The following is an 11,700-nucleotide window of genomic DNA, read 5'->3' on the forward strand; positions in this document are numbered from 1 at the left end:
TTCTCTTTAGGTTGTATTAGCGTGTAGACATGCAAAAATAGCTCCGAGGGCTTGACCCGGCCGCCATCTCTGTCCATCTCGTGGGCGACCGGCCGGAACAGTAAATGCAGCCTGAAACAGCTCAAAAATGTCTATTCTGCTTGATCTCCCGGCGAAATTGGTAGAAGCGGAGACGACGGTTGCCATCAGGCGAACGCCTCGGTAGCGTTCTCCAACAAGCGGGACGCCCCGTCATATCCGCCATCTGCCTGGATGCGCCTCGCGGCCGCCAAGCCGGCGGGCACGGCCGAGCGCGCGACCGACAATTTGCCGCGAAGATGCGGGCGTCGAACGAAGTTCGGACGCAGACCCAGGATACGGATTACATGGACGTTGTTGTTGTAGAGTCGCCCGCAAAGGCCAAGACGATCAACAAATATCTCGGCAAGGACTACAAGGTCCTCGCCTCCTTTGGCCATGTCCGCGACCTGCCCGCCAAGGATGGATCGGTCCTGCCCGATGATGATTTCGCGATGTCGTGGAAGGTCGATACCGCCTCGACCAAGCGGGTCAAGGATATCGCCGACGCGGTCAAGAACGCCGACGGCCTGATTCTCGCGACCGACCCGGACAGGGAAGGCGAAGCCATTTCCTGGCACGTCCTCGACCTTTTGAACAAGAAGAAGCTGCTGAAGGACAAGCCGGTCAAGCGCGTCGTCTTCAACGCCATCACCAAGAAGGCCGTGCTCGACGCCATGGCCAATCCGCGCGACATCGACGAAGCCCTGGTGAACGCCTATCTCGCCCGCCGCGCACTCGACTATCTTGTCGGCTTCAACCTGTCACCGGTTCTGTGGCGCAAGCTGCCGGGCGCGCGGTCTGCCGGCCGCGTGCAATCCGTGGCGCTGCGCCTCGTCTGCGACCGTGAAAACGAAATCGAACGTTTCGTTCCGGAAGAATACTGGAACATCGTCGCCGATCTGAAAACCGTGCGCGGAGATGCCTTTGAAGCCCGGCTGGTGCAAGCCGACGGCAAGCGCGTCCAGAAGAATTCGGTGAAGAACCAGGAACAGGCCTTCCGCATCCGCGACCTGCTCGAGGGTGCGACCTATTCGGTGGCGAGCGTCGAGGCGAAGCCCGTTCGCCGCAATCCCGGCCCGCCGTTTACCACCTCGACCCTGCAGCAGGCCGCCTCGTCCCGCCTCGGCTTTTCCGCCTCGCGCACCATGCAGGTGGCGCAGCGGCTCTACGAAGGCATCGCGGTCGGCGGCGAGACGGCCGGTCTCATCACCTATATGCGTACCGACGGCGTCTCCATGGCCCCGGAAGCCGTGACGGCGGCGCGCGACGCGATCGGCGATCAGTTCGGCGCGCGCTATCTGCCGGAAAGCGCCCGGCATTATTCGGTGAAGGCGAAGAACGCCCAGGAGGCCCATGAGGCGATCCGTCCGACCGACTTCACCCGCACGCCGCAATCGGTGAAAAAGTACCTCGATTCCGACCAGTTCCGGCTCTACGACCTCATCTGGAAGCGCGGTATCGCCAGCCAGATGGCATCGGCCGAGATGGAGCGCACCACCGCGGAGATCACCGCGGCCAAGGGCGGCGAGAGCGCCGGCCTGCGCGCCGTCGGCACCGTCGTGAAGTTCGACGGCTTCCTGGCCGCCTATGCCGACAATCGCGAGGAAAAGACGCCGTCCGACGAGGATGACGACGACGGCCGTCTGCCCGAAATCAACAAGGGCGAAAACATCGACAAGGAAAAGATCCGCGCCACCCAGCACTTCACCGAGCCGCCGCCGCGCTATTCGGAAGCCTCGCTGATCAAGCGGCTGGAAGAACTCGGCATCGGCCGCCCCTCGACCTATGCCTCCACGCTGGCGACGCTGCGCGACCGTGAATATGTCACGATCGAGGGCCGCAAGCTGACGCCGGAGCCCAAGGGCCGGCTGGTGACCGCCTTCCTGGAGAACTTCTTCAACCGCTATGTCGAGTACGATTTCACGGCTGAGCTTGAGGAAAAGCTCGACAAGATTTCCGACGGCTCGCTCGAATGGAAACAGGTGCTGCGCGATTTCTGGAAGGATTTCTATGCCCAGGTCGAAGGCACCAAGGAACTGCGCGTCACCAATGTTCTGGACGCGCTGAACGAGGCGCTGGCGCCGCTGGTGTTCCCCAAGCGCGAGGATGGCGGCGATCCGCGCCAGTGCCAGGCCTGCGGCACTGGCCAGCTTTCGCTGAAGCTCGGCAAATACGGCGCTTTCGTCGGCTGCTCGAACTATCCGGAATGTAACTTCACCCGCCAGCTTTCCGGCGACGCGGAGGCCGCAAACGGCGGCATCAATCCGAACGAGCCCAACGAACTTGGCGCTGACCCTGAAACGGGCGACATGGTCACCCTGCGTTCAGGCCGCTTCGGCCCCTATGTCCAGCGTGGCGACGGCAAGGAGGCTAAACGCTCCTCGCTGCCGAAGGGCTGGAAGCCGGAGGATATCGACCTTGAAAAGGCGCTCCGGCTGCTGGCGCTGCCGCGCGATGTCGGGCCGCATCCCGAAGACGGCAAGATGATTACGGCCGGCCTCGGCCGCTACGGTCCGTTCGTGCTCCACGACGGCACCTATGCCAATCTCGAAAGCATCGACGAGGTGTTCGAGGTCGGCGTTAACCGCGCAGTTGCCGCCATTGCCGACAAAAAGGCCAATGGCGGACGCCGGGGAGCGACGGCCAAAGCGCTGAAATCACTCGGCGACCACCCCGATGGCGGCGGCGAAGTGACCGTCAACGAGGGCCGCTACGGGCCTTATGTCAAATGGGGCAAGATCAACGCGACCATCCCCAAGGGCAAGGATCCGCAGGCGATCACCATGGAAGAGGCGGTCCCGCTTCTGGCAGCGCGCGCTGAAAAGGCCGGTTTGAAGAAGCCGGCAAAGAAGGCCGCCGCCAAGAAGACCGCGACGAAAAAAACGACCGCGAAATCCAAGACGGCGACAAAGAAAACGGCCAGCTCGAAGAAGACGGCCGAGGCTGAAAAGAGCGACAGTTGAGCGCAAAACCGACCGCCTCCCGGCCCCGCAAACCGGACGAGATCATTCACGGCGAAGTCCCGCCGCGCGATGTTCTGTTGAAGTTCATCGCCGACAATCCCGACCGCGCCTCCAAGCGCGAAATCGCCAAGGCGTTCGCGATCAAGGGCGACGACCGCATCGTGCTGAAGGCGATGCTGCGCGAGCTGGAGGACGAGGGCCTGCTGCAGAAGAAGCGCAAGAGCCTGATGCGCCCGGGCGCCCTGCCCCCGGTCACCGTGCTCGACATCACCACCCGCGACAAGGACGGCGAACTGATCGGCCGTCCGGCCGAATGGCCGGTCGAGGAAGGCGCCGCCCCCGCCGTGCTGATCCGCCAGCAGGGCGGCGGCAAGAACGGCAAGCGCAAGCCGGCTTCCGCCGGCATCGGCGACCGGGTGCTCGCCAAGATCTTCCCGTCGAAATCCGAAACCGGCCCGGCCTATACCGCCCGCGTCATCAAGGTGATCGACAAGCGCCGCACGGCGGCGCTCGGCGTGGTCCGCATGCTCGATGACGGCTCGGCGCGGCTGATGCCGATCGACCGGCGCGACGACGAGGTCGAGATTGCCGACCTTGCCGGCGCAAAGGATGGCGACCTCGTGGAGGTCGATGTCCAGCGTTCCGGCCGTTTCGGCCTGGCGCGCGGTTCCGTGCTTTCCGTGGTCGGCTCGCTCGCCTCGGAAAAGGCGGTCTCGATGATCGCGATCCACGCCCACGGCATTCCGCACATATTCCCGAAGGAAGTGCTGGACGCGGCCGATGCGGCGAAGCCTGCCACCATGTCGCACCGCGAGGACTGGCGCGATGTGCCGCTCGTCACCATCGACCCGGCCGACGCCAAGGACCATGATGACGCGGTCTTCGCCGAGCCCGACACACGGCCGGAAAACGAGGGCGGCGTGATCGTCACCGTCGCGATTGCAGACGTCTCTTACTATGTCCGCCCGAAATCCGCGCTCGACCGCGAGGCGCTGAAGCGCGGCAACTCCGTCTACTTCCCCGACCGCGTCGTGCCGATGCTGCCCGAGCGGATTTCCAACGATCTCTGCTCGTTGCGCGAGGGCGAGGACCGGCCGGCGCTTGCCGTGCGCATGGTGTTCTCGAAAGAGGGCCGCAAGGCCTCCCACACCTTCCATCGCATCATGATGAAGAGCGCGGCGAAACTCTCCTACCAGCAGGCTCAGGCCGCCATCGACGGCACCACCGACGACAAGACCGGCCCGCTTCTGGAACCGGTGCTGAAGCCGCTCTGGGCCGCCTACAAAACGATGACGATCGGCCGCGACCGCCGTCAGCCGCTCGAGCTCGACATGCCGGAGCGCCGCATCCTGCTGAAGGATGACGGCACGGTCGACAGGGTGGTCGTTCCGCCCCGCCTCGATGCCCACAGGCTGATCGAGGAGATGATGATCCAGGCGAATGTCGCCGCCGCCGAGACGCTGGAGCAGAAGCGCCAGGCGCTGATCTACCGCACCCATGACGCGCCCTCGCTCGCCAAGCAGGAGACGCTGCGCGAGTTTCTGGCGACGCTTTCCATTCCGCTGGCCAAGGGCGGCAATCTGCGCGCCAATTCGTTCAACGGCATCCTGTCGAAAGCCGAGGACAGCCCGCACAAGGACATCGTCAACCAAATGGTGCTGCGCTCGCAGAGCCAGGCGGTCTACTCGCCGGAAAATATCGGGCATTTCGGCCTGAACCTGATGAAATACGCCCACTTCACCTCGCCGATCCGCCGCTATGCCGACCTGATCGTCCACCGCGCGCTTGTGGCTTCACTGCATCTCGGCGAAGGCGGACTGACGGCCGAGGAAGAGGCCCAGCTCGACGATATCGCCGCCGAGATCTCGACCTTCGAGCGCCGCGCCATGGCCGCCGAGCGCGAAACCGTCGACCGGCTGATCGCCCATCATCTGGCCGGCCGCATCGGCGAGAGTTTCGATGGCCGGGTCGCGGGCGTCACCCGTTCCGGACTGTTCATCGCACTGCCGGAATATGGCGCCGATGGCTTCGTCCCGGTCTCCACGCTCGGCGCCGACTATTTCGTCCATGACGAAGTGCGCCAGGCTCTGGTCGGCGAAAAGACCGGGCTTGGCTACCAGCTCGGCGATGATGTCGAGGTGCAGCTCGTGGAAGCCATTCCGCTGGCCGGCGCGCTCAGATTCGAAATGCTCAGTTCAGGCAAGAAGCTGCCGGCGGCGACCCGCTCCTTCCACAAATCGAAGCGCGGCCGCCCGATGCGCGGCGGAAGGCCGGGGCGGCGGTAAATCCGGCCCGGCGATCAAACCGGCACGACGCTTGCCTTTTACAACCGTGTCGGATATAGGCACTGCGTTCGCGCAGACACCCTTGGAGGCAGCGCGAATGAGGGCCGGCAACGGCGCTCCGCTTTGCGGCTTTCAGATATCGCCGCAAAACGCTCCGCACACAACCGAAAGGAATTGCTATGAGCAACACCAACTCTGTGCTCACGGCCGAAGCGCGCGAACGGGTCGGTAAGGGGTCCGCCCGGGAACTGCGTCGCAATGGCATGGTACCGGCCGTCATCTACGGCGACAAACAGGCCCCCGTTTCAATCTCGCTCTCGCGCAACGAGATCACCAAGCTGATCTTCGCCGGTGGTTTCATGACCACCACGTTCAACGTCGAGGTCGGCAAGGACAAGTACATGGTCCTGCCGAAGGACTATCAGCTCGATCCCGTCCGCGATTTCGTCATGCATGTCGATTTCCTGCGCATTTCGGAAAAGAGCATCGTGACCGTCGCCGTTCCGGTTCACTTCATCAACGATGACACCTGCCCCGGCATCAAGAAGGGCGGCGTGCTCAACATCGTGCGCCACGAAGTCGAATTCCACTGCCCGGCGAACGCGATCCCCGACAGCATCACGGTCGATCTCGGTTCGGCCCAGCTCGGCGACAGCATCCACATTTCGTCGGTCGACCTGCCGAAGAACGTGACGCCGGTCATCACCGACCGCGACTTCACCATTGCCACGATCGCAGCGCCGGCCGGCCTCAAGTCCGACGAAGAAGAAGATACCGTCGAGGCAGACGAAGTCGAAGCGACCGCACAGTCCGACGACGACAATTCCGACGAGAATTGATCCCGTCCAGGACAGGCAGACAGGGACCGCGGGTGAAAGCTCGCGGTCTTTTATTGTAAGCGCTGACTAAAATACGCTTGCCAATCATCTTGCCGAAGCGTTTAATATCAGGGTTTTAAGTCTGTCGGCCGCGCCTTGTTCCCACCGGGAAAACGCGTCTGAAACCGCTGGATATCGGCACATCTCCCCTTGGGATCAGCAATCAATGCGTCAGGCAGGAGCGCGCTCTGTGTTACGCCGTCAATTGAGCAGAACGAATATGATAGCGCTTTCATGCGGGGTAGCGCTTGCTTTCACGATGATGCTGACCGCGTTTCTCGGGCTTTGGGTCGCGGAGAAGCGGCGGGTTGAGGCCAGGGATCACATTGCCGATCTGGCAAGTTCCGTAGCGCCGGCGATTGGGGGCGCCAGCATTAATTCCATCGGCGAAATCGCCAGTGCGATTGTGAATACGTCCGCCATCAGGAAGCTCGAAATCACTGACCGGACCGGTCTGCTCGAACTGATCGTGAGAGACAAGGACCTGACCGGGCGACAGGAGCGAGGCCTGCTCGCCTACAGCCAGCCGGTTGACTTCACGAGCCAGACGGGCGGGGTCGGGCAAGTGTCATTTTATTTTCCCGACCCCACATTCTGGAGCACCTGGATACTGCGCGGCATGTGCTTGTTCGCGGCGGTGGCGCTCGGCCTGCTGATCTGGCGGGCGCCGCCAGCCCTGGAGGATAGCGCCTTCAAACGCGAATTGCTCGAAGGCCGCGTGCGGCGGCGCCGACGCCGGGCGAAGCTGAACAGGTTCTCGCGCAGTTTCGCCTTGTCGGAACGCAAGACGCTGCCGGCCACCGCCGCTTTCGGCGAATTGTTCGAAAGCGAAAGCGAAATGGTCGTTCTGATTTCGGTCACCGGCCAGATCGTCGACGCCAGCCATGGCTGGCTGACCGCGGGCGGATACCGGCGCGAGAAGATCTTGAACGTTCACATGACCGAGTTCATTGCCGACCCCGACCGCCGCATGGTGGCCGACCGGCTGGAGCGGATGCGGGCTTCGGGACTGTCGCAGGCGGGCACGCTGAAATATCTGCGCGCCGATGGCAGCAGCATCGATATCTGGTTTTCCGCCGTTCCCGTCTCCACGCCCGATGGCGACAATTTCATACTCGCCGTCATCCGGGAGCTTCCCGAGATATCGGGCAGCGCGGAGGCGCACGCACCGCTTCTTACCGATCCCCTGACCGGGCTCTTGAACAGGATGGGGTTCGAGCGGGCTCTGGATCGCCTGTTGGCAAGTCCCGGGCGGGACGTGATCTGTGTTCTGGTCGATTTCGACCGCTTCAAGACCATTGTCGACCACCACGGCTTCCGCACCGGAGAGGAGGTCTTGCGCGGTTTCATCAAGCGACTGACACCGGCACTGGATGAAATGACCGCCGCCGCACGTCTTGGGGGCGATGAGTTCGCCTTTGTGCTCGCCGGCCCCGATGCCAAGGCGCGGGCCGAGGCGCTCGCCAGCGCCATCCAGGATGCGATCTATCTGCCTTTCATCGTCAAGACGGATTCGATCACGACCAATGTCAGCATCGGCATCGCCTGCGCGCCGGACCACGCCACCGATGGCACGGATTTGCTGCGGCTTGCCACAATCGCGGTTTCGGCTCAGAAAAACGCCGGCCGCCACGGAACGCTGTGGTTCGAGCCGGAAATGTTCGCCAACACCAGACGGCGCGCGGAAACCGAGGCGCATCTGCAAAGGGGCATCGAGGAGAACCTGTTCGAGCCGCACTTCCAGCCCGTCATCAGCTTCGCTGGCGGGTCAACGATCGGCTTCGAGGCGCTGATCAGGATAAACCACCCCGAAAAAGGCGTGATCATGCCCGGCGAATTCATCGCGATCGCGGAGGAGACCGAGCAGATCGTTCCGGCCGGACGCCAGTTCTTTGCAAAAACGCTTGCGGGTTTCCGGCAGATCAGTAGAGCGCTACGCAATGATGCGCTCTATCTCGCCGTGAACCTGTCGCCGGTGCAGCTCACCCCGGACATGGTCGATTTCATGGCCGAGAAACTTGAAGCCTTCGGCATCGATCCGGCGCGTCTGACTGTCGAGATCACCGAGGCCGTGTTCATGGAAGACAGCGATCGGATTCGCGCCAGCCTGCAGAAATTGCGGCTGATGGGTTGCCGGCTGGCGCTCGATGATTTCGGCACCGGCTATTCATCGCTATCCTATCTCTCGCGCCTGCAGGTGGACGTGATCAAGATCGACCAGTCGTTTACCCGCAACCTCACCGATCACGACGCCGCCGTCGCCAGCCGGTCGCGCCGCCTGATTGAGGGGATCGCCGCAATCTCATTAAACATGGGATGCAAGATGGTGGCCGAGGGCGTCGAGAACGAAGAGCAGGCACGCCAGGTTCATGCCATCGGCGCCCAATTTGCACAGGGTTACCTCTATTCCCGGCCGCTTTCGCTTGCCGATACCATCGCAAGGCTTACCGACGGTTGACACCAGTGATGAAAACCGGTTGTTGAGAACCGGTTTTCACGACAGGACAGACCCATGCTCATCATCGCGGGCCTCGGCAATCCGGGCAGCCAATATGAAGGCAATCGCCACAATATCGGCTTCATGGCCGCCGATGCGATCGCCGAGAAGAACGGGTTTTCGCCCTGGTCGAAAAAGTTCAAGGGACAGATCGCCGAGGGCAGCCTTGCCGGCGAGAAGGTGCTGCTCATCAAGCCCCAGACTTTCATGAACCTTTCCGGCGAAAGCGTGGGCGAGGCCATGCGCTTCTACAAGCTGACGCCGGCCGATCTGATCGTGATCTATGACGAACTGGACCTGATGCCGGGCAAGGCGCGGATCAAGACCGGCGGCGGCTCCGGCGGCCATAACGGCATCAAGTCGATCGACGCGCATTGCGGCAACGACTACCGGCGGCTCAGGCTTGGCATTGGCCACCCCGGCAGCAAGGAACGCGTCCACAGCCATGTGCTGGGCGATTTCGCCAAGGCAGATGCGGAGTGGCTGGACCCGCTGCTCGCCGCGCTCGCCGAAAACGCCGAGCTTCTGGTGCGTGGTGATGATTCGAAGCTGATGAACAAGCTTGCGCTTTCGGGGGGCGCGCCGCCCGCAAAGCCGGAACCGAAGGCCGCACCCGCCCGCAAGGGCCAGTCCCATATTCACAAGGCCCGGCAGCGCGGCCAGCAGTCTGTGCCGGAACGCGGCCCGATGGCCGATATGCTGAAAAAGATGTTCGGCCCGAAGAAGGACTGAACCGCCCTACTCTTCGGGCTCGGTCCTGAACATCAGCGGAAAGCCGATTTCCTTGGCGAGATCAACCGCTTCCTTCGCCTTGGTCTCGGCAATGTCGCGGGTGTAGACGGCGACGACGCAACTGCCTTTCTGGTGGGCGGTGATCATGACCTTGTAGCCCTGATCCTCGCTCATGCGGAAAACCGCCTTCAGCACCACCAGCACGAATTCGCGCGGCGTATAGTCGTCATTGACGAGAATGACCTTGTAGAGCCGCGGCTTTTCAACCTTCGGGACGGTTTTGGTCTTGCGTTTGGTATCGGCGCCCGTATCGCTCACGCGCTTGCTCTCTGATTTGGTCTCTGATGAGGATTGTGTTGCCGGCGGCGGCCATTCATCGCGGCGCCCGACGATGAACCTATTTTGCGCTTTCAGCGGCATTTTCGCAAGGGCCGGGGCGAGAAAAGCCCGGTTTCGTCGATCGAGCCTTGACCTTGGCGGCCTAGATCGCCCATAGCCACAGGCCAGAAGCGAATTCACGAAACAGGATATTTCCATGGGTTTCAAATGCGGAATTGTCGGCCTGCCCAATGTCGGCAAATCGACCCTTTTTAACGCGCTGACGAAGACCGCCGCGGCGCAGGCCGCCAATTACCCGTTCTGCACGATCGAGCCCAATACCGGTGAAGTCGCCGTGCCTGACGAGCGCATGGCAGCCCTTGCGAAGATCGCAGGCTCGAAGGAAATCATCCCGACCCGCATCTCCTTCGTCGACATTGCCGGCCTCGTGCGCGGCGCCTCGAAGGGCGAAGGCCTCGGCAACCAGTTCCTCGCCAATATCCGCGAGGTCGACGCCGTGGTCCACGTGCTGCGCTGTTTCGAGGATGACGACATCACCCATGTCGAGGGCAGGATCGACCCGGTGGCCGATGCCGAAACCATCGAGACCGAGTTGATGCTCGCCGACCTCGAAAGCCTCGAGCGCCGCGCCGACCAGACCCGCAAACGCGCCACCGGCAAGGATAAGGAGGCGCTGGCCGTGCTTCCCGTGATGGAGGCCTCGTTGAAGCTTTTGCAGGACGGCCAACCGGTGCGCGGGCTGAATGCGACGCTTGACCCCGAGGACCTGAAGATTCTGAAAGCGCTCAACCTTCTGACCTCCAAGCCGGTGCTTTACGTCTGCAATGTCGCCGAAGCCGATGCCGCCAATGGCAACGAACACACAAAGGCGGTTGAAGAGATGGCGGCCAGACAGGCGGCGGAAACCGTGATCATCTCGGCGGCGATCGAGGCCGAGGTGGCCCAGCTCGATGCGGAGGAAGCCGAGATGTTCCTCTCCGAAATGGGTCTCGAGGAACCCGGCCTCGACCGGCTGATCCGCGCCGGCTACAAGCTGCTCGACCTGATCACCTATTTCACTGTCGGGCCGAAGGAAACCCGCGCCTGGACCATCCGCCGCGGCACCAAGGCGCCGGCGGCCGCCGGCGTGATCCACACCGATTTCGAACGCGGCTTCATCCGCGCCCACACGATCGCCTATGACGACTATATCGCCTTCAAGGGCGAGACCGGCGCAAAGGAAGCAGGCAAGGCCCGCGACGAAGGCAAGGAATATGTCGTCGCCGACGGCGACGTGATCCACTTCCGGTTTAATACCTGAGCTCCTGAGAGCTCTCCGGCCTGCTTGAAGTCGCCCCTGCTATGCACCAAATTGGCTTCATCCAATCAGCATCCGGGGACAGGCATGAGCGTTTATGATTTTACCGCGAAGAGCATAACCGGCGAGGACGTGAGTCTCGCCGATTTCAGGGGCCATGTGCTGCTGATCGTCAACACAGCCAGCAAATGCGGGTTCACGCCGCAATATGAGGGGCTGGAGATGTTGCACAGGAAATACAAGGATCAGGCCTTCGCGGTGCTCGGTTTTCCGTGCAACCAGTTCGGCGGTCAGGAGCCGGGCGCGGAAGACGAGATCGCCGAATTCTGCAAGACCCAGTTCGATATCGATTTCCCGATGTTCGCCAAGGTCGATGTCAATGGCGACGATGCCCACCCGCTGTTCAAATATCTGAAGAAGGAACGCCCCGGCGTTCTCGGATCCGGCATGATCAAATGGAATTTCACCAAATTCCTGATCGACCGCGACGGCGAGCCGATCAAGCGCTATGCGCCGACCGAAAAGCCGGAGGATATTCAGGACGATATCAATGACGCGCTGGCGAAGGCGGGCTGAGCACTCTAATGGCCGACCGATCGCCTTCCATCGACGTCATCAACTCTGTTGTTCTTGATGGTCCCTTATCCTT

Annotated in this window: 8 protein-coding genes; 7 read left to right on the forward strand and 1 reads right to left on the reverse strand. The window is 62.3% G+C overall.

Translation table 11 applies throughout. The features are described 5' to 3' along the window. Nucleotides 1–365: 365 nt before the first annotated feature. The 5 genes from topA to pth all read left to right on the forward strand — a co-directional run bounded on the left by topA (nt 366) and on the right by pth (nt 9,415). The gene (topA, locus tag K7H91_RS23775; protein ID WP_230722665.1) at nt 366–3,023 is read left to right on the forward strand and encodes a type I DNA topoisomerase; all 2,658 of its coding nucleotides are present in this window, start codon (nt 366–368) and stop codon (nt 3,021–3,023) included. Then, complete coding sequence (gene rnr, locus K7H91_RS23780) at nt 3,020–5,308, forward strand: ribonuclease R (protein ID WP_230722666.1); 2,289 nt, start codon at nt 3,020–3,022, stop codon at nt 5,306–5,308. Before topA ends, rnr begins: the two co-directional genes overlap by 4 nt. 179 nt (nt 5,309–5,487) lie before the next feature. Beyond that, nucleotides 5,488–6,147, forward strand: coding sequence for a 50S ribosomal protein L25/general stress protein Ctc (locus K7H91_RS23785; RefSeq protein ID WP_230722667.1), 660 nt, complete (start codon nt 5,488–5,490; stop codon nt 6,145–6,147). 259 nt (nt 6,148–6,406) lie between these two features. After that, entirely contained in the window at nt 6,407–8,644 is a 2,238-nt protein-coding gene (locus K7H91_RS23790) for a putative bifunctional diguanylate cyclase/phosphodiesterase (RefSeq protein WP_230722668.1), read from the forward strand. Nucleotides 8,645–8,698: 54 nt separating this feature from the next. Further along, on the forward strand, nt 8,699–9,415 hold the full coding sequence (gene pth, locus K7H91_RS23795; protein ID WP_230722669.1) for an aminoacyl-tRNA hydrolase: 717 nt from the start codon (nt 8,699–8,701) through the stop codon (nt 9,413–9,415). A gap of 6 nt (nt 9,416–9,421) precedes the next feature. Here pth and clpS read toward each other — a convergent pair whose 3' ends face one another. Continuing rightward, nucleotides 9,422–9,733, reverse strand: a complete 312-nt coding sequence (gene clpS / locus K7H91_RS23800; RefSeq protein WP_026173815.1) for an ATP-dependent Clp protease adapter ClpS — start codon at nt 9,731–9,733, stop codon at nt 9,422–9,424. 217 nt (nt 9,734–9,950) lie between these two features. Between clpS and ychF the strand changes: the two genes are divergently transcribed. Continuing rightward, nucleotides 9,951–11,054, forward strand: a complete 1,104-nt coding sequence (ychF, locus tag K7H91_RS23805; protein WP_230722670.1) for a redox-regulated ATPase YchF — start codon at nt 9,951–9,953, stop codon at nt 11,052–11,054. Nucleotides 11,055–11,138: 84 nt separating this feature from the next. After that, on the forward strand, nt 11,139–11,627 hold the full coding sequence (locus tag K7H91_RS23810) for a glutathione peroxidase (RefSeq protein ID WP_230722671.1): 489 nt from the start codon (nt 11,139–11,141) through the stop codon (nt 11,625–11,627). Nucleotides 11,628–11,700 lie beyond the last annotated feature (73 nt).

The sequence above is a fragment of the Martelella mediterranea genome (assembly GCF_021021415.1).
Classification (GTDB): Bacteria; Pseudomonadota; Alphaproteobacteria; order Rhizobiales; family Rhizobiaceae; genus Martelella; species Martelella mediterranea_C.

What these genes read in the sequence shown, in the direction of transcription:
- topA (WP_230722665.1), top strand. Translation starts at nt 366, where the DNA reads ATGGACGTTGTTGTTGTAGAGTCGCCCGCAAAGGCCAAGACGATCAAC.
- K7H91_RS23785 (WP_230722667.1), top strand. Translation starts at nt 5,488, where the DNA reads ATGAGCAACACCAACTCTGTGCTCACGGCCGAAGCGCGCGAACGGGTC.
- K7H91_RS23790 (WP_230722668.1), top strand. Translation starts at nt 6,407, where the DNA reads ATGATAGCGCTTTCATGCGGGGTAGCGCTTGCTTTCACGATGATGCTG.
- pth (WP_230722669.1), top strand. Translation starts at nt 8,699, where the DNA reads ATGCTCATCATCGCGGGCCTCGGCAATCCGGGCAGCCAATATGAAGGC.
- ychF (WP_230722670.1), top strand. Translation starts at nt 9,951, where the DNA reads ATGGGTTTCAAATGCGGAATTGTCGGCCTGCCCAATGTCGGCAAATCG.
- K7H91_RS23810 (WP_230722671.1), top strand. Translation starts at nt 11,139, where the DNA reads ATGAGCGTTTATGATTTTACCGCGAAGAGCATAACCGGCGAGGACGTG.